The 18,915-nt window shown below is 60.7% G+C and carries 20 protein-coding genes and 4 pseudogenes; 16 read left to right on the top strand and 8 right to left on the bottom strand.

Features of this window, described 5'->3' with window-relative positions; translation table 11 throughout:
• Nucleotides 1-106: 106 nt before the first annotated feature.
• The 3 genes and pseudogenes from ABZT49_RS21205 to ABZT49_RS21195 form a co-directional block, all read left to right on the top strand.
• Nucleotides 107-865 (top strand): annotated as a pseudogene (locus tag ABZT49_RS21205) (IS701 family transposase); the annotation flags it as partial.
• Complete coding sequence (locus ABZT49_RS21200; RefSeq protein ID WP_355288707.1) at nucleotides 774-2,474, top strand: IS1182 family transposase; 1,701 nt, start codon at nucleotides 774-776, stop codon at nucleotides 2,472-2,474. The pseudogene ABZT49_RS21205 and the gene ABZT49_RS21200, both read left to right, overlap by 92 nt.
• A gap of 380 nt (nucleotides 2,475-2,854) precedes the next feature.
• The gene (locus ABZT49_RS21195) at nucleotides 2,855-3,280 is read left to right on the top strand and encodes a MucR family transcriptional regulator (protein WP_093571372.1); all 426 of its coding nucleotides are present in this window, start codon (nucleotides 2,855-2,857) and stop codon (nucleotides 3,278-3,280) included.
• Between the two features lie 303 nt (nucleotides 3,281-3,583).
• Here the strand turns inward: ABZT49_RS21195 and ABZT49_RS21190 are convergent, their stop codons facing one another.
• Nucleotides 3,584-3,784 carry a hypothetical protein gene (locus tag ABZT49_RS21190; RefSeq protein WP_143132200.1) on the bottom strand — a complete coding sequence of 67 codons (201 nt, stop codon included), beginning with the start codon at nucleotides 3,782-3,784 and terminating at the stop codon, nucleotides 3,584-3,586.
• A gap of 375 nt (nucleotides 3,785-4,159) precedes the next feature.
• On the bottom strand, nucleotides 4,160-4,618 hold the full coding sequence (locus tag ABZT49_RS21185; protein ID WP_143132201.1) for a hypothetical protein: 459 nt from the start codon (nucleotides 4,616-4,618) through the stop codon (nucleotides 4,160-4,162).
• A gap of 124 nt (nucleotides 4,619-4,742) precedes the next feature.
• On the opposite strand from ABZT49_RS21185, the pseudogene ABZT49_RS34305 reads away from it, so the two are divergent.
• A pseudogene (locus ABZT49_RS34305) lies at nucleotides 4,743-4,871 on the top strand (Y-family DNA polymerase); the annotation flags it as partial.
• Between the two features lie 318 nt (nucleotides 4,872-5,189).
• Here ABZT49_RS34305 and ABZT49_RS21175 read toward each other — a convergent pair.
• Nucleotides 5,190-5,912, bottom strand: a complete 723-nt coding sequence (locus ABZT49_RS21175; RefSeq protein WP_355288704.1) for a response regulator transcription factor — start codon at nucleotides 5,910-5,912, stop codon at nucleotides 5,190-5,192.
• A 660-nt stretch (nucleotides 5,913-6,572) separates the two neighbouring features.
• Between ABZT49_RS21175 and ABZT49_RS21170 the strand changes: the two genes are divergently transcribed.
• Nucleotides 6,573-7,865: a glycosyltransferase gene (locus ABZT49_RS21170; protein ID WP_244539771.1), complete on the top strand. Its 1,293-nt coding sequence runs from the start codon at nucleotides 6,573-6,575 to the stop codon at nucleotides 7,863-7,865.
• A gap of 42 nt (nucleotides 7,866-7,907) precedes the next feature.
• Here the strand turns inward: ABZT49_RS21170 and ABZT49_RS21165 are convergent, their stop codons facing one another.
• The gene (locus ABZT49_RS21165) at nucleotides 7,908-8,174 is read right to left on the bottom strand and encodes a tyrosine-type recombinase/integrase (protein WP_093571374.1); all 267 of its coding nucleotides are present in this window, start codon (nucleotides 8,172-8,174) and stop codon (nucleotides 7,908-7,910) included.
• A 317-nt stretch (nucleotides 8,175-8,491) separates the two neighbouring features.
• Complete coding sequence (locus ABZT49_RS21160; protein WP_355288701.1) at nucleotides 8,492-9,037, bottom strand: STM3941 family protein; 546 nt, start codon at nucleotides 9,035-9,037, stop codon at nucleotides 8,492-8,494.
• A gap of 598 nt (nucleotides 9,038-9,635) precedes the next feature.
• On the opposite strand from ABZT49_RS21160, the pseudogene ABZT49_RS21155 reads away from it, so the two are divergent.
• The 9 genes and pseudogenes from ABZT49_RS21155 (at nucleotide 9,636) to ABZT49_RS21110 (ending at nucleotide 15,282) form a co-directional block, all read left to right on the top strand.
• Nucleotides 9,636-9,994: pseudogene (locus ABZT49_RS21155) on the top strand (VOC family protein).
• A gap of 317 nt (nucleotides 9,995-10,311) precedes the next feature.
• On the top strand, nucleotides 10,312-10,536 hold the full coding sequence (locus tag ABZT49_RS21150; RefSeq protein WP_093571365.1) for a hypothetical protein: 225 nt from the start codon (nucleotides 10,312-10,314) through the stop codon (nucleotides 10,534-10,536).
• 615 nt (nucleotides 10,537-11,151) lie between these two features.
• Nucleotides 11,152-11,481, top strand: coding sequence for a hypothetical protein (locus ABZT49_RS21145; RefSeq protein ID WP_244539772.1), 330 nt, complete (start codon nucleotides 11,152-11,154; stop codon nucleotides 11,479-11,481).
• Nucleotides 11,394-11,732, top strand: a complete 339-nt coding sequence (locus tag ABZT49_RS21140) for a BA14K family protein (protein ID WP_355288699.1) — start codon at nucleotides 11,394-11,396, stop codon at nucleotides 11,730-11,732. The genes ABZT49_RS21145 and ABZT49_RS21140 overlap by 88 nt, the downstream gene beginning before the upstream one ends.
• A gap of 473 nt (nucleotides 11,733-12,205) precedes the next feature.
• A complete protein-coding gene (locus ABZT49_RS21135) occupies nucleotides 12,206-12,727 on the top strand; it encodes a DUF5681 domain-containing protein (protein WP_355288697.1) in 522 nt (173 codons plus the stop codon).
• Nucleotides 12,724-12,990, top strand: a complete 267-nt coding sequence (locus ABZT49_RS21130) for a hypothetical protein (RefSeq protein WP_093571368.1) — start codon at nucleotides 12,724-12,726, stop codon at nucleotides 12,988-12,990. The genes ABZT49_RS21135 and ABZT49_RS21130 overlap by 4 nt, the downstream gene beginning before the upstream one ends.
• Nucleotides 12,991-13,049: 59 nt before the next feature.
• Nucleotides 13,050-13,910 carry a transglutaminase family protein gene (locus ABZT49_RS21125; RefSeq protein WP_093571375.1) on the top strand — a complete coding sequence of 287 codons (861 nt, stop codon included), beginning with the start codon at nucleotides 13,050-13,052 and terminating at the stop codon, nucleotides 13,908-13,910.
• An 812-nt stretch (nucleotides 13,911-14,722) separates the two neighbouring features.
• Nucleotides 14,723-14,989, top strand: coding sequence for a hypothetical protein (locus ABZT49_RS21115; protein ID WP_143132203.1), 267 nt, complete (start codon nucleotides 14,723-14,725; stop codon nucleotides 14,987-14,989).
• Nucleotides 14,990-15,057: 68 nt separating this feature from the next.
• The gene (locus tag ABZT49_RS21110) at nucleotides 15,058-15,282 is read left to right on the top strand and encodes a hypothetical protein (RefSeq protein WP_143132204.1); all 225 of its coding nucleotides are present in this window, start codon (nucleotides 15,058-15,060) and stop codon (nucleotides 15,280-15,282) included.
• Nucleotides 15,283-15,372: 90 nt separating this feature from the next.
• Here ABZT49_RS21110 and ABZT49_RS21105 read toward each other — a convergent pair whose 3' ends face one another.
• On the bottom strand, nucleotides 15,373-16,239 hold the full coding sequence (locus ABZT49_RS21105) for a site-specific integrase (protein WP_355288709.1): 867 nt from the start codon (nucleotides 16,237-16,239) through the stop codon (nucleotides 15,373-15,375).
• On the opposite strand from ABZT49_RS21105, the pseudogene ABZT49_RS21100 reads away from it, so the two are divergent.
• Nucleotides 16,199-16,440, top strand: a pseudogene (locus tag ABZT49_RS21100) (IS5/IS1182 family transposase); the annotation flags it as partial. The gene ABZT49_RS21105 and the pseudogene ABZT49_RS21100 overlap by 41 nt on opposite strands.
• Before the next feature lie 9 nt (nucleotides 16,441-16,449).
• Here ABZT49_RS21100 and ABZT49_RS21095 read toward each other — a convergent pair.
• Nucleotides 16,450-17,633, bottom strand: a protein-coding gene (locus ABZT49_RS21095; RefSeq protein ID WP_093571369.1) for an IS3 family transposase whose coding sequence is annotated in 2 segments (ribosomal slippage) — nucleotides 16,450-17,369 and nucleotides 17,369-17,633 — 1,185 coding nt in all. Because the reading frame shifts where the segments join, the coding sequence is not laid out codon by codon here.
• A gap of 112 nt (nucleotides 17,634-17,745) precedes the next feature.
• Here ABZT49_RS21095 and istB point away from each other — a divergent pair.
• On the top strand, nucleotides 17,746-18,534 hold the full coding sequence (gene istB / locus ABZT49_RS21090; protein WP_093571370.1) for an IS21-like element helper ATPase IstB: 789 nt from the start codon (nucleotides 17,746-17,748) through the stop codon (nucleotides 18,532-18,534).
• Between the two features lie 29 nt (nucleotides 18,535-18,563).
• Here the strand turns inward: istB and ABZT49_RS21085 are convergent, their stop codons facing one another.
• Entirely contained in the window at nucleotides 18,564-18,818 is a 255-nt protein-coding gene (locus ABZT49_RS21085; RefSeq protein WP_143132205.1) for a hypothetical protein, read from the bottom strand.
• Between the last annotated feature and the right edge of the window lie 97 nt (nucleotides 18,819-18,915).

Below are 18,915 nucleotides of genomic sequence, written 5' to 3'. Positions count from 1 at the left end.
CTCGGCGCTCAGGTCAAGCGAGGTGGGGACACGGTAGGCCATCGGCGCCTCCCAACAAACCCACACTTTGCCACAAACTTCAGACGCAGGACACTAGTCGACGAGCCTGCGTGACGCCAAGGATCAGATCCGACCGCTGTTTGCCGCGCCGAGCGTCGCCCGCTCGGCCGGTGCCTTCCTGGACGGCCTGCTCGGGACGGAACGGCGCAAGACTGGTTGGATGCGAGCCGAGGCGGCTGGCGATCCCGGACCGTGGCGTCAGCAGGCGGTGCTCGGGCGCAGCCAGTGGGACGCCGACGCGCTGCGCGATGTCGTGCGCGAGCACGTCGTCGAGACCCTGGCCGAGCCGGACGCCGTCCTGGTCCTCGACGAGACCGGCTTTCTCAAGCAGGGCAAGTCCTCTTGCGGCGTCCATCGTCAGTATACTGGCTCGGCAGGCAAGATCACCAACTGCCAGATCGGCGTGTTCGCGGCTTACGTCTCGACCAAGGGCCATGCCTTCCTCGACCGCGCCCTCTACCTGCCGAAGGCCTGGACCGACGACCCGAACCGGCGGGCGGCCACGCACGTGCCGGAGACACTGGCCTTCGCGACCAAGCCGCAACTGGCGTTGGCGGTGATCAAGCGGGCGATCGCGGCGGACGTGCCGTTTGCCTGGGTGGCGGCCGACAGCGTGTACTGGGATTGCCCCGGATTGGATACTGCTGGCGAATCTTTCTGCTTGGTTAGCTCGTTGATGTGGCAGCGCAATCCGACGCTCGCGGAGGCTCGTCATGTCGCTGCAGCCAAGCTCACCCGCCGAGGTTCCCAGCCAGACCGCCGCCGTGGCCCGAGCCGCGTTCCCGAGGGGCAACGCTTACATGAGGCTGAGGGATGACTTCGGCACCGTGTTCACCGACGCGCAGTTTACGGCGTTGTTCTCCTCCCGTGGCCGCCCGGCCGAGGCACCCTGGCGGCTGGCGCTCGTCACCGTGCTGCAGTTCGCCGAGAGCCTCTCGGACCGCCTCGCGGCCGAAGCGGCTCGTGGCCGCATCGATTGGAAGTACCTGATGGGCCTCGACCTCACCGACCCGGGCTTCGACGCCTCGGTGCTCAGCGAGTTCCGCTCTCGCCTCGTGGCCGGCCATGCCGAGACGCTCCTGCTCGACACGCTTCTGACCCTGTGCCGCGAGCGCCGGCTTCTGGCCGCGCGAGGCCGTCAGCGTACCGACAGCACGCATGTCCTGGGGGCCGTGCGCAGCCTCAACCGCCTCGGTTGCGTCACCGAGACCCTGCGTGCCGCGCTCAATGCCCTCGCCGTCGCGGCTCCCGAGTGGCTGCGTGCTCACGCCGAGGAAACCTGGAGCGAGCGTTACGCCAAACCCACCGACGATCTGTATGTCCCGCAGGGCGAGGCGGCCCGTCGTGCTCATGCCGAACAGATCGGCCGCGATGGACACACACTCCTGGCGGCCGTGTTCTCTCCCGATGCACCGACCTGGCTCCGCGAGATCCCGGCCGTGATCCTGCTCGGCCGGGTCTGGTTGCAGAACTTCCAGATCGTCTCGGTCGATGACGAGACGGGCACGGAAGTCGACGCGGATCATTCAAACCCGCAGACCACGCAAGTTGTCTGGCGAACAACCTCAGAAGGCATTCCGCCCTCACTGCTGATGATCGCCTCGCCCTACGACCCAGAGACGCACTGCGCCAAGAAGCGCACGACGACGTGGATCGGCTACAAGGTCCACCTCACCGAGACCTGCGACGCGGATCGCCCCCGCCTGATCACGCATGTGGCGACCACGCTGGCCCCAGTTGCCGACCGCGACGCACTCGGGTCCATCCATGCCGACCTGGCAGCCTACGATCTTCTGCCAGACACGCACCTGGTCGATGCTGGCTATGTCGATGCCGACCTGTTGCTCGCCAGTACACGCAATTACGCCGTGACGCTGCTCGGGCCGAGCCCGCAGGATACGCAGTGGCAGTCGCGTCAGTCGGGAGCCTTCAGGCTTCAGGACTTCCAGATCGATTGGGATCGCAAAATCGCCACCTGTCCTGCTGGTCACATCACGACGAGTTGGAGCCCCGACCACAACCTCGGTCGCACGGTGATGCGCATCCGCTTCTCCAGCGCGGACTGCAAACCCTGCACGCTCAAGCAGAACTGTACGCGTTCCCCGCGCCGGTTGCTCACGCCGCGTCGACGAGAGGAACACGCCGCGCTGGAGGCGGCACGCGCGCGAGAGGTCGACGGGGCCTTCGCCGAGCAATACCGCTGGCGGGCGGGTATTGAAGGGACACTGTCGCTGGGCGTGCGGACCCTGCATCTGCGGCGGGCTCGCTACCTCGGGCTCGCCAAGGTCCACCTCCAACACGTGCTGACCGCCGCCGCCCTCAACATCGGCCGGATCGCCGATTGGCTGGCGGGTGAGACCGTCGCATCGACCCGACGATCGCCCTTCGCTCGCCTCATCAGCCAAGCTGCCTGAGTTGCTGCATTCGCCAGCAGTATCAGAAACGGGGCAATCCCAGACTGCGTCAAGCCTGCCGACATGCTCCCAAGAGAGCTCGAGGGTTGTGGCGCCGAGGTTGCTCCGGAGCTGGTCGAGGGACCGCGGCCCGATCATCGGCACGGTGCCGTGCGTGCTCGCCCACGCGATGGCGACCTGATCGGTGCGCAGCCGCAAAACGGCACCATGATCGAGGCGAGCATGCTTCTCACGATGTTATGAAGCCTGCAAATTTTGCCTATTTCTAATGATAGGCCGCACCAATTAACATTTCTCCTAACCGTAATTATATGATCTGCACAGTTGACATGGGTTAAAATCCTTGCATGCAATCGGCATCGCTCGATTTGGAGGGATACATGAGTGAGATCGAAGCCTCTGTGCTCATTTCAATCGGGCGCACCCGCGACATCATAACGACCTATGTGGCACACAATGTCGTCCAATCCTCGGCGTTGCCCGAGCTGATCGCATCGGTGCATGCTGCATTGCGGAGCCTCGGCACCCCATCTCCTGTCGAACCCGAGAGACTGACGCCACCAATCCCAATCCGCAAAACGGTGACGGCGGAGCACATCATCAGCCTTGAGGATGGGAAGCCGTACAAGGCGCTGAAGCGACACCTATCTGGACGGGGCCTCACGCCCGACGAATACCGGGCGAAATGGGGCCTACCGCGCGACTATCCAATGGTGGCGGCCAACTATGCAGCCCAGCGTTCCGAACTCGCCAAGAGCAATGGGCTGGGGCAGGGACGGAAGGGAACGGCTAGAAAAGCGAGGTAGTATCAACCATCGAGGATCCAACACCGTGTGCGACCTCGCACGGCACGCGCCTCTGTCGTGATCTAAATCAGAAGCGCCCTCCATGGGCGTTTCCTCCTTAGACTTCGGCCGCTCGCAAGGGCGGCCTTTTGTTTCCGAGGATGCGGCGGCGGTCCGGCTGTCAGCCCCCAAACGTTGGGCCACCACCGAATGCCGCCCACACATCGCAATTTCATCAACTTTACTGTATAATATAACGGTCGCCTCACTCCTCAAGGAGGCTAAGGATGCGGTTGACCAGCACACTGGGCTGAGGAACCCTCTTCAATCCACATCGTCAGATGTTTTAGATTGATCCGATGGCTCCTCAGGCTGCCGTCGCGCAGTAGACCACTTTGAAGACTTATTCTGATGCTTCTTATTAGTGGGTAATTTTACCGGCATGTCTGACAACCGCGCCACGCGCTTTTGAAACTCTTCATTGGAAGGGCTGCTGGCAGCACCGGTGATGAAGCTCTTTGCCACAATAATCTCTCCACTTTCTCGGCATTTCTCCGAAATCGATAGATCTGGAGAGAGTGACAGAGCGTGTGCTCAGCATAAGCGAAGCGACGAAGCCCAGTGATCCGGCCAAAGATCGATCTGTTTTATATGGGTTTTCGTTATTTCAATCGCAAGACACACCGAAAAATATCGCTTTTTTCTGAGGCACCAATGAAAAATAGATGCTCGGGTGGTTCGTCACAGGCACGGCCGCTCTGTCGCCTCGTGGAGGCTGGCCCAGACGTTCTCAGGATAAAGGCGCCTTACCGCCGTCACGGCATCCGGAGTGCCCCGAAGGGCGGGATGCCCGCCCCAACGCCAGCGCCGGCAAATGGCACGGTGGTGGAGTGCTGGCCGCTACACCCGCCAGGAGGTGCCTTGGGATCGCATCGATCGGTAGGGGCGGCGGATCGCGTCGAGCTGGCGGATGATGCGGCCGGCAAGGTCGTCGTCGTACCAGCGGGTGTACATGATGACCCGCTTCGATCCCGGCTTGAGGCGGGTCGAGAAGTCGTCCGAGTACCAGTCCCACACCCGATCCCGGATCCGTCGGCTCTCGGCGTCCTTCCAGCTGCCGAACGGGTCGTCGATGATGCCAAGGTCCGCGCGGAAACCCGCGATGCCGACGCCGACAGGCAGGTACTCGCCTCCTTCCGTCGTTGCCCATCGGTAAGCCGCGGCGCTGTCCTCGGACAGGGTGACGCCGAGGTCACCGCCATGGCTGGCGATCAGATTGCGGGTCTTGCGCCCCCACCGCTCCGCCAACTCGCTGCTGTGCGAGGCCGTGAGGACGTTCCGGTCGGGGTTGTCCCTCACGTTCGACAACCCGGGAGATGGATCAGGAATTCGCCTTGGAGGACCTGGAGGAGAGCCTGCTCTGGAGCGTGCTGCTGTTCTCGGTGCGCTGGCACCACGTGAAGGCGCGGACGAGCTTCGTGCGATGAGCCGGGGGATCGCGCTGATCGACGGCAACTCCTTCTACTACTCCTGCGAGCGCGTGTTCGACCCAAAGCTCACCGGCGTGCCGGTGATCGTGCTCTCGAACAACGATGGCTGCGCTACACCGCGCGTCGAGGGCTGCGAGTTGCACGAGCACGCCCGCCAGCGCAACTCGGGCTGTGCAGTCTTCAGGCGTCGTCTGCATACGGCGGGACGTCAACAAGAGTGCCAATCAAGCGGAGCAAAGCCTGTTGCTCTGGTTTCCCGCTTCCATCGCTCAGGAAAGCTCCTAGCTCGATATGGCGCAGACGGCTACCTGACGGACCGTTGGGCTGATGGATAACGAAAGTTCTCCCATCCACTGGTTCTCGCCCTAGGTACCAACAATCCCCCTTGGGATTTCTATATAATTCTCTTCGGTTTGACATGTTTTATTTCCTAAAAATTGTTATATGGTTTTATTTTTATGTGTCTGAACAACAGCTTCTGTTCTATTTGTGACGCCGAGTCTTCGCATGATATTTCGAACATGAACCTTGACGGTGCTTTCTTTCATTTTTAGCTCAAATGCTATTATTTTATTCGACCGGCCCGTCTGCAGCTGCTCTAGCACCGCGCTCTGGCGTGGAGTGAATTGGCTGCGAGGCGTTACAGGCTCAACAGGTTCGCAATGTTGGAATACGCAGCTCGAGGGGATGAAAATTCCTCCAGCTTGTACCAGTCGTATCGCCTCAATCGCCACATTGAGACTGACGCTGGTCGGGATATAGCCGTGTACGCCCTTACTCAGTTGTTCAACGACGCCAGCTAAATCTTCGCTGTCGCACAAAAGCACAAACCTAGCCTCGATACCGGAGCGAAAAAGAAGATCATTACGATCCTCTTTGGTTTGAGGAGTCTCGAGCGCATCACAGCATATGATAATGATGTCTCCTTCCCTACATAATATTTTCGACTGATCCCATTCATCGATGGATGCAAACGACATTATGGTTTGGTCATTAAATGACTTAATCAAGCATTTTTCAAGGCAATCGCGAAGCATCTTACGACTTTCAATAACATATATTGATGAATTTATATCGATATTTTTCGACGATGTGATCGTAAAATCCCTATGATCTTCGAAAGATAAATTTTTGTCATTACTCATATCGTCATTTATGGACATAACCTATAATCCTATGATTGTATTTACAGCTAAGTTGCTGCTGTCATGCATGTGTATCACCACCAAAATAAGTAGCATTAATAAAATATAAGTTTTTATGGCGGTCATAGATCGAACGTTTTGGGAAAAGTGCTAAATGACATTGCTCTGGATGCGACCTCGGTGCAGACAATTTTTCGCTTCTAACGTAGCCGCCACGCCAGCCAGCCTACTCCGCCTGACGATAGGACCAACGAGCTGTAGGCAGTGAGGCACCGGCTTGTGATCTGGATGGGGCGAGCCGGGACAAGGGGTAGGTCGAAAACTCGCCCGGCTCGCTACGGCTGCCGGCGTTCCGCATCACGACAGCCGTGCTTCTCCTGGCATTGCCATGGACAGGCGTCATTATCGAAAGCTAATGTGGCGGGGAACGAAGAAGGCCCCGCCGCCGATCGCTGCATTCTGATATATCGAATATCTAATATCAGGCTTATTATAATTTTTTCACAATTGTTATTTTGTTACCAAATTTTTCTGCTATCTTATATACTGCGTATTTTCAATTGACAATGATCAATGTCGTTCATTATGCGCCATCAATAACGGAAAAATAATGAGGCGCACTCAGAGGATTATCTTTCGAAGGCGCTGGCGCTGTCTTCATTGCATCCCGGTACGACCATGATGATCGACGAAAATCGCCGCGTTTTCCTCGTAGCTCTTGGCACTCATGGGGATATTCTTCCTGTTATCGCACTCGGCGCAGCGCTTCAGGCACGCGGCCATCAGGTATACCTCGCAGCACCCGAACCGTTCATGCCGCTTGCCGCTCGCGCTGGTCTGCTGTTCCACGCTATCGGCACATCAGCCGACTTTGAACACGTAATAAGGCAGCCGGCGCTTTGGCACCCGATCCGCGGTGCTCGCATCATGCTCAAGGCAATCGCAAAGGCGATTGAGCCGACCTACCGCTGGCTGGAAGCGGAGGTTTGTCCGGGAACTGATTTGGTGGTCGCCTCCACCCTCGCGCTCGGAGCCCGGGTAGCACAAGAGCGGCTTGGGCTAACCCTGACGACCCTTCACCTGATGCCTATGCTCGTCGAGAGCCGCTTCGCGCCACCACGATTGCCGGGTCTGCCACTGCCCAACCTATTACCGGCTCGCTGGCGACATGGAGTCGGTCGCGGCGCAGACCTGTTCGTCATCGACCCTGCTATGCTGCTGCCGCTCAACGCTTTCCGGGCTGAGCTCGGGCTCGCTCCCGTGAAGCGGTTACGGGACTGGTGGCACAGCCCCGATCGGGTACTGCTCGCCGTACCGGACTGGTACTCCCCGCCACAAGCCGACTGGCCGGAGCAGCTCCGCCAAGTCGGTTTTCTGCTCGCCGATACCTATGGCGACACCGCCCACCTAGCGCCGGACCTACAGGCGTTTCTGGCCGCGGGACCGGCGCCGCTGGTCTTCACCTACGGCTCGGCGATGGCTGGTGCGCAGTCGTTCTTCGCCACCTCTGCAGAGGTGTGCCGGCTCTCGGGACAGCGCGGCATCCTGCTCGCCGGCCGGGCCGAGGAGATTGAGGCCGAGCTGCCAGCCGGCGTGATGCATGTCCCCTACGCGCCGCTGAGCCGGCTGTTGCCGGTCTGCGCAGCGCTCATCCACCACGGTGGGATCGGCACGGTGGCGCAGGCGCTCGCCGCGAGCTGCCCGCAACTCATTGTACCGGTAGCGTTCGACCACGCCGACGAAGCGCAGCGGGTGGTGCGTCTCGGGGTTGGCGCCTCGCTGAGCCGCTGGCGCTTCACCGCTCGCCGAGCCCGGCGCATGATTGACGGGCTGGTGAGTTCCGCCGCTGTGTCAATCGCCTGTCGCCAGGTGCAAGGCCAGATGTCGGCCGGGAATGGAATGGCGGACGCCTGCGAGGTTATTAACGACTTGGTGTCTAAGCCAAACAAGCAAGATTTGCCGACCGCATAGATGCCTGCTCGACACCGCGTCGATCGTGGATCTGATGATAGTCTACAATAACCCACTCCCCGAGTGCCCCTTGAACGCATTCGCCCGACGGATGTAGCCAACGACCGTCCGGGTATCCCGGTGCCCGGACTGGTCCATGATGCGAGCGAGATCCGCGCCACGCTCGGCCGCGGTCGTGATGTAGCCGGCCCGCAGGGAGTGAGCCCCGAACGTCGAGGCATCGAGCCCGGCCGCGGTTGCGTACCGCTTCACGATATCAGCGGCGGCTTGGGTGGTGAGGCGTGCGGGGTTGGCATCCCCCGTTGTCATTCGAACCCTGCCCGAACGCGACACCGGCCGGAACACAGCCCTCACGGAGCGGTACAGCGCCCCGGCCGGCCTATAGGGGGTGATCTTACGTCTCCGGCGAGGCTAAGGGCATTTTGATTACCCTTTGCGCCAACGAGGCGCGTTCGGGCCGGTTGTTCGTTGTGCCGCGCGACCTCGTGATCGACAGCTTCGCGGGCCTCCTAGTGCACTGACGCCTTCAAAAGGTACACAGCTCGTTGCGATTTCCGGTGCGTTTGCAATTGGTTGGCGAGAGCGGGCGTGGTGCGTTCGTCCGCGTCAGTGCACTAGCGCCCGCGTCAGTGAGCGCGACCATCCTGCGGGATTTGGTGAAAACTGGTCACTGCGTTGTGTAGTGCGGCGAAACCACCTTTCAGCTTACCAGCTTCAACCAAGAATTCGTATGGCGCCTCATTCTTATTAATAGCAGTATGATTGATCATCAGGCGCCTAGTGTTTTTAGTGATATCATAAGAATCAGATATTTTGAACAACAGGCTTTTTTGTGAGGAGCGATCTACAATGCTTACCGCCCGTATGGCACTCCATGGTATCCAGCCCGTCGATATGCGGCGATCAAAGATGCCTTGGTCGCCAACCGAAACAACAGAATTTGTATTTATTAAATCTTTAGAAAGAAAGGCTATATAAATAGCAAAAACAAACAATGCAAAATATATAGAGAATTCTCCGACTCCTCCCTTTACCATGCTATTTGGTCCTGCTGCTCCCGGCCTGATATAGAGGAGGAAACCGCAAAATATCAAGGCTATTGCAGTAGCAGCAAATATTATACCGGTTCTCTTTTGAGAGATTGATATATTGAATTGTTTGCGACTGGCCATGACAACCTCCGAAGCAGAAACGACATATTAGCACATTCAAACAAATATCGTAGATATTTTTTTAGCTTTGCTTTGGCGATGTCGGCTCGCAGCAAGATAATATTTCACAGGCGGCAATACGTTGGCGGGCTGGTGTCTCAGCGGAGACCGTGGGCAACATCCGGCGGGCGCTGCCATGAGGCCTCGGACAGGAGCCTGGTGGCCGGCATTTCAGCGTCGGACGGACGCCGCAGCGAAGCCTCTGATCCGACACGGGAAATCGGGAATTGCCCCGTAAGTGCGCCCGTTCGGGACTTCGCGCCCGTTCGGGACTTCGCGGGGGTAGAGCGCCTACCCGACTCCCGGCCGGCGAGCGCACCATTCGCGGCATAGCAATCTTCGCCGGATGGGCAGCATGAGACGGGTGAGCAACAGCGGATCGGGTGCCCGGCCAGCGCCACCATCGGGCAAGCCAGCGCCGGCCGACGCCCGGCAGCAGGTCGTTGACGTTGCCGTGGAGTGATGCGAGCTACCGCGGCGGGCAACCGCCTACCCGTCTCCAGGCCCGACTGGGGCTAACCCAGGACGCCATTTCCGGAGCGACGCATGTCCACACGTCATTATCGGCAGCAATGACCTGGAGCGGGCACGGGCCTTCTACGATGCGACGTTCTCCGCTCTCGGCGGCAAGCCCGGCAAGATGGATGAGCGAGGGAGGCTGATCTATGCCCACGAGGGTAGTCGGCTGATGATCACGAAGGCGATCGACGGCAAGCCAGCGACCGCGGCCAACGGCGGGACCATCGGTATCGTCGCTGCGAGCCGCGATCACGTCATCGCGTGGCACGAGGCTGGTACCGCGCATGGGGTACCGCCATCGAGAGCCCACCCACAGAGCGTCCGAACGGCGCCTTCGTGGCCTATCTCCGTGATCCGGACGGCAACAAGCTCACCGCACGGACACGACCGGTGAGGTGACGTGGCTGGGATACGCCAGAAATCCGCAGCTGGGATACGCCAGAAATCCGCAGCGGAGGCGCTGGAGGCGTTTTTGCAGGCTTGGCTTTATTCGCCCAAACCCCAAAACGCCGTCCTGGAGGCCCTGAGGGCAATTAGCGGTGACCCGGGTGAGTAAGGCGAGATCCCATACTCGGAATGCGCCGGCCTAATGCGGTGGTCCCGGGCCGAGAACGGACACGTCTGCATCGGGTGGCGAACGGCCTCCCGTATGCTCAGCCGGTTGGGTTCCAACCCTGGCGGCCACCCCGCTCAATGGCAACTAGGATGACCTGCCGGTGCGCGTGCCACTGGTCCAGGATCTCATGCATCAGATGGAGCAATCTCTCGGCTTCAGTCGTGTCCGACCCTTTAGCTTTGTTCTCCATGATGCGTTCGACGAGCCTACCAATACGTCGGTCCGCATCCTCGATATGCCGATTAGCGCGGGCGAGTTCGGTTCTTTCGTGCTGAAATTCGAGCATGCGGTGATCCTCTACTGCGAGGCAACGCATGAGAAGTGATCCAGGATCGAAGGTGCCGGCACATGCCCCCAATTCAACAGTGACGTGTGAGCCCCTTAGCGGCTCACAGCCAGCAGGAGGACGAACCCGGCGAGGACAGTGGAGGCGAGCATCATGGTCGGTCCTGTCAGCAGGCTGCCTCAGCCGATGTACGGCCAAGCCTGCAGAGGGCAGCAGTCCTCGGTAAGCGGCGCAGCATCGACCGTCTGACCTGACTGTTCGATCGGAACGATGTGTGCTGCTCTGGCAGGAGCCACATGGCTCCACACAGTCAGGATGGCCTCAGCGACAATGATCCGAATGATGGGTAGCATCGTTCTGTCCCCTTGCGGCCATGAGCGACCGTCGATGCGGGGCGTGTAAAGCTTAACCATTGCACCTGTGTTGGGTGGCGCATTGCATGAGAGAGGTCAGACAGGATCCTGCACTCAAGCTACGCCGTTCGGCGCTACTTCTCCTGGCAAGCAGAATTGTCGCGAGCATGGACCGAAAGCACCCGGGGGAAGTTCACTGAGTATGAGAGGCTTCTCTCACCACGGACAAATCCTATGAAATATGCTCTCATCACTGCAGCGACCGTGGCCGCTGCGTTTGCTTTCCTCCCGGCGGCAGCTGATGCCCGCCCCGGTGGAGGCGGGTTCCGGGGTGGCGGCTTCGGCGCTGGTGGCGGTGGATTTGGCGGCGCGCGCATCGGTGGTGTGGGTGGCGGCGTCCGCGGTGGCTCAGGGCTCGCCGCTGGCGGCTTCCGCGGTGGCGGAGGTATGGGTGGCTTCCGTGGCGCTGCTGGCAGCTCGGGGCTTGCTGTCGGTGGTCAAAGTGGAGTTGGTACCGTCGCAGCTGGTGGCGTCCGTCCTGCCGTGGGCGGCTTTAGCGGGCGCGGGTACGCCGGCAATCGAGGCGGCTACTACCGCGGACGGGGCTACGGGTACGGAGCTGCCGGGCTAGGCGTGGGTCTCGGGCTTGGCTTGGCCGCTGGGGGGCTCGGCTACGGGTACGGCGGCTACGATGATGGGTACTATGGTGGCGGCTATGCTCCGGCCGGATACGGCGGGTTTGACGAGGGCGACGCGCCTGCCGCCACTGAGGTCACATCCGATGCCGATCAGGTGAGCTACTGCACCCAACGCTTCCGGTCGTATGACCTGGCCACCGGCACTTACCTCGGCAACGATAGGAAGAGGCATCACTGCCCGTAAGCTTCCCTGATCACGTGATACCTGAAGCCCAGCGGCCGAGACCGGCTTGCTGGGCTTTGTCGTGAGAGCTGCAGGCGCGAAGAACCAGGCGCGCCCATGTAAGGTACCCTGTGTGTCTTATGGATCCTCGTTCCTCACGAGCACCGCAGATCCCCCCACCGCTCACCTGTTTCAACGGGTGATGGCCAATATCGCGCTTGAGGCAGAGGCGGCGTGCGTTGTCGGGCCGAGGTAAGCCCACCCTACCAGCAGGCTACCAGCAAAAATAACCCGCATGACGCTGACCAGCAGGCTTTCGCGCCGCGGCCGCTGAAACCCATCTGCATCGAAGTGGACAAGGCTGAATGCCTTCTTCCAGGCCTCACGGCGGGTTACACGGGACTCGTGAGGCATCATACTGCTCGAAACTATGAGGAGCGGGCAAGGCCATTCAGTCGCGATACGGATCGGAGGTCTGGCTGATCCGTTGATGCATGTGGGTGTTGATCCGCTTCTCTGCGGCTGTTCTGAACAGCGCTAACAGCGGGTACCGTGCCGAAGCTCGGATAAAGATCCGTAAACGAGAGGACATCGTGATGCCCGCGAGAGGGCGACCATTCCAGAAGGGGCAAAGCGGCAACCCTGCCGGCCGAGCGAAGGGCAGTCGGACCCGGGTCGCACAGGCGATGGAGCTGATCCTGTCGGACGACGCCGACGCCATCATGCGCAAGGCCACGACCTTGGCGAAGGATGGCGATCCCACAGCCCTGCGTCTGTGCCTCGACCGCCTGATGCCTGTCCGCAAGGACCGCCCTGTGCCCTTCGCCCTGCCCCCGATCGAGACCGCGGCCGACCTGACGAAGGCGACCGGGGCGCTCCTCGCCGCCGTAGCCTCAGGCGAACTCACCCCGTCCGAGGCTGCCGAGCTTGGCAAGCTGGTGGACGCCCACGTGCGGGCAATCGAGGTGACGGACGTGCAAGCCCGCCTCGACGCCCTGGAGGGCCTGAAGAAATGAACCGTACCCTTGAGAGCCGCATTCGCAGATTGGAGAAGGAAGCCGACATGAGCAGCTTGCGCCACCTCACCGACGACGAGCTAGACCGGAATATCATCGGCGCACTTCGCAAGCTGATCGCCGGGCATAGCAGTGTCATGGCCGCGATTGAGCACTACCGCGGCGGCGATCACACCGACGAGAAGGCCATCGGCGACATGCTTGACGAGCACTTGCCGATGATCTGGACCGTGATCGCGCGCCAGTACCCGGCCAGCGTTTAATCGCGCGAAGGACCGCTCGGGGTGGGGAGCGGTCCGATATGGTTCATAAGGAGCATCCCTTGGTCGATCTACGCATCTGCCACCGGACGACTTACCGCTACAGACAGCCCGTCGGGCTCGGACCGCATCGGCTGATGTTGCGCCCACGGGAGGCTCGGGACCTGAGGCTCCGTTCGAGCGACATCAGAGTGACGCCGAATGCGACTGTGACATGGGCCAGCGATGTTGCCGGGAACGCGGTTGCAACCGCCACCTTTGAAACCCAGTCCGACACGCTCGTCATCGACAGCGCAGCTCAGGTCGAGCTTTCCTCGGCTACCTATCCGGTCTTCGACATCGCCGCCTCGGCCATCTCGTTTCCCTTCCGGTACTCAGACGACGAGTGGACGGACCTGGGAGCACTGACGGTTCGGAAGTACCCCGATGGGGATCGCCTGCAAAACTGGGCGCAGGGGTTCGTTGCGGGCTACCCCACCGACACTCTGTCGCTCCTCAAGGACATCAATGCTGGTGTGGGTGCCGGGATCACCTACCAGGCCCGGGAGGATGAGGGCACACAGTCGCCGAGCCAAACCTTGTCATCGGGCCTAGGATCCTGCCGGGATCTGGCTACGCTCTTTGTTGAGGCGGTCCGTAGCCTTGGCTTCGGCGCAAGGGCTGTCTCGGGCTATCTGCATGACCCCACGCGTACACTGCTCGGGTCGGCCGATGGCGGGTCCACTCATGCTTGGGGCGAGGTGTACCTACCCGGCGCAGGGTGGATCACCTTTGACCCAACCAACCGCAGGGTGGGAGGAGCGAACCTGATCCCGGTCGCTGTAGCGCGCGACATTCGCCAGATCATGCCGGTGACGGGCAGCTTCATCGGGCCTGCCAATGCCCTCCTGGAAATGTCGGTTGGCGTCGAAGTTTACGGCTAACGTGCCTCGTACGCATGATGGCGAGCGACCTGCTGGACGCCGCCGGACGCTGGGTTCGCCGTCATCGAAGCAGCGTGCGCTGACGAGGCCTGGGACATTCTGGAGAGCCGTAGCGACATCGAGATGCCAGGATAGATGAACGGCTTTGCGCTTGCCGCTCGGGTTCTGAGCGTTGGCTGCACATCCGCCTAGTGATCACCTCGGGGCGGTGTCGCCCGGCGTCGCGCGATGCGATGTGCCGATCACAGCACGTTCGTGCCAGAGTCCTATTTGGTGGAGCAGGTACTCATCGTGCAGCATTTCTGCCCTATAAAATTTAGTGCGATCAGGCCGTTTATGCGTGAAATTTTTGCAAATAAGGAACCTTCTTACAGGGTGATCATTGGCTTTTAAGTCGGTGCATTTGAAAATGCAAATTTGAGAGGGCAAGAACATGACTCACGTTGAAAATTCGACAAACCAGACAGTTGCGGTGATGTCCGGAGCGGTGAAATACGACGCTGTTAGAAGATTTTCGGCGATCGAACGTAATAAAAATTTAATTGTCGAAAAGATAGTTCATATGGGCGATCCGAAGAACCGAAGAGCAGCTGCCGATCAATGGTTTAAATCACGGAACTCACATTGATATACGCAGGCCAATAGCGAATTTGTGGTCATTTATTAACTAAAACGCTTAACACGTGGGGGACTTTAGAAAGAACGAAATATGCCAGCATGATCTCGATATCCATTCATGGTGTGATGTGCTATAAATACACACTATGATATGGAGGACGACCGATCTTCAAATAAATAATGATAATAAAATAATGGAGTTCACAGCCATGAAAGCGTCCAAAAATTTTGGCAGAAGCCTAGCTCTACCCTCAAAAATTGAGATCAAACATGATCTCATGATGATGCGGTTGACTGACAAACTGCGGTCTGAGTTGCGGCTCAATGGACTGACATCGCAAGAATTTTCTCTTGCCGTTAAGGAGCTTGTGACTGCTGGTGAAATTTCCGCCGATGCGGCAAATAAAATCATCCGTAATATCAAATATCATGACGTGAGGACTCCCAACTTGGAGGTATAGTTGATTTTTGAATTCTATTTTTATTGATAAATTGGCTATGAACTATGCGTACAACTCGTGAGATCGTCATGTTCGATCATCCCTTCCGGCTGAGCACAATTGATGGTACGCAGCCAGCCGGCTCCTATGTAGTTGATGTGGTCGAGAAGCTGCTTAGGGGTTCGTCTTTCATAACATATATGAACATTGAAACCATCATTTATATTCCGACCATTGTCCGTGAAGAGATATTTTTGAAAGCCTTCCCAGTTGATTATGAAGAAATAATTACAGAACGTCGCGGTTCTGTGTAGGAAGTTTTTAAAACTCCTTTGTTCTGATGCGAGCTACGCCAAAAAGATTGCCTCCCTCCCTTCTGTGTAGCATCGTACTTTCTTGCGCTATCATAGAAAACCGCTCCCTGAGCGAGACTTAAACGCATTCACGCGGCGAATATATGAAACCACTGTACGCGTATCTCTGTGGCCAGACTGGTCCATGATGCGGGCAAGGTCCGCGCCGCGCTCCGCTGCTGTCGTGATGTAGCAGGCCCGCAGGGAGTGAGCCCCGAAGGTCGAGGCATCGAGCCCGGCCGCAGTTGCATACCGCTTCACGATGTCTGCGACGGCTTGGGTGGTGAGACAGGCAGGGTTGGTACCCCGCATTGTCATTCGAACCCTGCCCGACCTTGATACCGGCCGAAATATGGGCCCCTCGGTGATCCCTGCCGTCTCGAGCCAGTCGCGCAGCAGGGCAACCGGCCGGATGAACCGCCCGTGCGGGGTCGCCTTCTCGAACCCGGCGCCCTCCTGGTCGACCTTGGACCGGCGCACCAGCACCCGCAGGCCTTCGGGATCCTCGCGCAGATCCGATACGTCGAGGGCGACCAGCTCCGATCTACGGAACGCCCCGGCGAACCCAAGCGCGAGTAGAGCTCTATCCCGTTTGCCGGTCAGCGTGTCGGGCGTGCGCATCAGCATCGCCATGAGCACGTCGGCCGTCGCCGCCGCCTTCTGGTCCGGCGCCGTCCCGACCTTGCGCCGGATGCCTTTCATCGTGGCTCGCACCGCCTCGTCCTCAGTCGGGTCCGGCTGCCGGACGAGCTTGTGCGCGTACTTGATGGCCGCGAGACGCCTGCCGATCGTCGAGGCCGCCCGGCCTGCCTCCGCCTCCGCCACCAGGAAGCCGGCCACGGCCTCAGGGCTCGCCGGCAGCGACCGGAAGCCGTAGCGGGCGCACCAAGCCTCGAACGCCGCGGCGTCACCCCTGATAGGCTCGCACGGTAGGTCGAGGGTGTGGGCAAGGCTCTCGGGCGCAGCCAGGGCGGGTTCTCGACCAAGCTGTACCTGCGAGCCGAGGGTGGGGGCAAGCCGATGGCGGCTGTCCTGACGGCCGGCGAGCGGCACGAGCAGCTCGCGCTGGACGCGCTGATGGACAAGGGCGCGGTTGATCAGCCCCCACGAGGTGGCCCGAGTGGAATGTTAGTGGACCGTGGGCCTTTCCACCACGGGTAGCTTGGCCGGCGGAGCCGGTCGGGCGAGCGCAGCCGGCCAAGCGGTTAAGGCTGGCACGAACACCTCCGGGGCCGGCGGGCGGTAGCCGAGCGAGGCGTGCGGCCGAACTCCGTTGTAGTGTCTCCTCCAGCTCTCGATCAGGATCTGCGCCTCCCGCAGAGAGTAGAAGATCTCCACATTCAGCAATTCATCCCGCAGCCTCGCGTTGAAGCTCTCAATGTAGCCGTTCTCCCACGGTGAGCCAGGCGTGATGTAGGCCGTCTTTGCGCCCACGGTGGTGATCCACTTCTGCACAGATTGGGCGATGAACTTAGGTCCATTGTCAGAGCGAACGTGCGCAGGTACGCCACGCAGGATGAACAAGTCCGAGAGCACATCGATCACGTCCGGTGCCTTGAGCTTGCGGGCCACCCGGATGGCCAGGCACTCGCGGGTGAACTCGTCGATGACGTTCAGCAGGCGGACCTTGCGCCCGTCATGCGTGCGCGCTTCGACGAAGTCGTAGGACCAGACATGATCGCGATGCTCGGGCCGCAGCCGGACACAGGAGCCATCCCCGTCCCACAACCGGCCCTTCTTGGGCTGACGGGCCGGCACCTTGAGCCCCTCCTGCCGCCACAGCCGCTCCACCCGCTTGTCGTTGACCAGCCAGCCCGCCGCCCGCAGCAGGGCGGCGATCTTGCGGTAGCCGTAGCGGCCATACCGGCGCGCCAACTCGACCAGGTCGGCCAGCAGCGCCGCCTCGTCGTCTCTCCCCCCCGGCACCTTGCGCTGCGTCGAGCGATGCTGCCCGAGCGCGCGACAGGCGCGCCGCTCGGAGACCGTCAGCACGGTCCGGACATGCTCGATGCAGGCGCGCCGGCGCGCGGGGCTCAGAAGTTTCCCCGGGCGGCCTCCTGCAGGATCAGCTTGTCGAGGGTGAGATCCGCGATCGCCTTGCGCAGCCGCTGGTTCTCGGTCTCCAGCTCCTTCATCCGACGCACCTGGTCCGACTTGAGCCCGCCGAACTCCTTGCGCCAGCGGTAATACGTGACCTCGGTCGCGCCGATCGCCCGGATCGCATCAGCCACGCTCTGCCCCTGCGAGACCAGCACGTCCACCTGCCGCAGCTTGGCCACGACCTCTTCCGGCTTGTGCTTCTTCGTTCCCATCGCGTCCGTCCTCCGTCGGCTCAAAGCCATACTTCAGGCCGGACCACTCCGATGGGGGCTGACCACTGCGGCCGCTCTCGGAATACGAGGCCGTGGCCAGGGGAGGCTTCTGATGAGCGAGGGGCACGATCACCTCACGGCGCTGCTCGGGCGGCTCAAGCTGACGGCGCTCCGCGACCAACTCGACACGCTGATTGATGAAGCCGGCCGGCGCGACCTGACGATCCGCGAGGCGCTGACCCTGTTCTGCGAGCGTGAGGTGGCGCGGCGCGACCAGCGGCGGATCGAGATGGCCTTCGGGCTGGCACGCTTCCCGTTCGTGCGCGACCTGACCGGCTTCGACTTCGCGGCCCAGCCCTCCCTCGACAAGGGGCAGACCCGCGAGATCGCCACCGGCCGCTTCATCGCCAACGGCGAGGCGGTGCTGCTTCTGGGTCCTCCGGGCGTCGGCAAGACGCACCTGGCGGTGGCGCTGGGCCGGGAGGCGATCGTGGCCGGCTACAGCGTGATGTTCACGCCGGCCACGACCCTGGTAGCGCAACTGGCCAAGGCCTATGCCGAGGGCCGGCTGGAGGAGCGGCTGACGCACTACGCCAAGCCCAAGCTGCTGATCGTGGACGAGCTCGGCTACCTGCCCTTCGAGCCGGATGCCGCGCACCTGTTCTTCCAGCTGGTCAGCCGGCGCTACGAGCGGGGCGCGATGCTGGTGACCTCGAACCGGGCGGTGGGGGAGTGGGGCACGGTGTTCGGCGACGCGGTAGTAGCGACCGCGATCCTCGACCGCCTGCTGCACCACAGCCATGTGGTCACCATCCGGGGCGACAGCTACCGGCTGCGCGAGAAGCGGCGCAGCGGTCTGCTGCAGAGGGCGACGACCGCCCCTCAACCCACACCCGTTTAGGAATAGAAACTGGAAGAGGGGCCAGTTCTTCATGACGCAAAAGGGTCAGTTCCGGGCGTCGCTTGACATTGGTTGACCAGTCCCACAGCGGCGAGCTTGGTCCGCAACACGTGATGACCCGACCCATCGAGCCATTTGTGGCCGACAGGCCCGTACTCGATCCAGCGCCAGAGCCGGACGGAAGAACCGCCCGGACCGCTATACCTTGCCTCACGAGCCTGATCCTCATCGTACGCGGCAAGCAGGATGACGCGCTGCCGCTCGTTCAGTTCGGTCGCGATCACCTAGTGTCCTGCGTCTGAAGTTTGTGGCAAAGTGTGGGTTTGTTGGGAGGCGCCGATGGCCTACCGTGTCCCCACCTCGCTTGACCTGAGCGCCGAG

The organism is Methylobacterium sp. EM32 (assembly GCF_040593685.1).
Taxonomy (GTDB): domain Bacteria; phylum Pseudomonadota; class Alphaproteobacteria; order Rhizobiales; family Beijerinckiaceae; genus Methylobacterium.
Note: the sequence above shows the minus strand (reverse complement) of the source record. Positions and strands in the feature narration are given on the sequence as shown.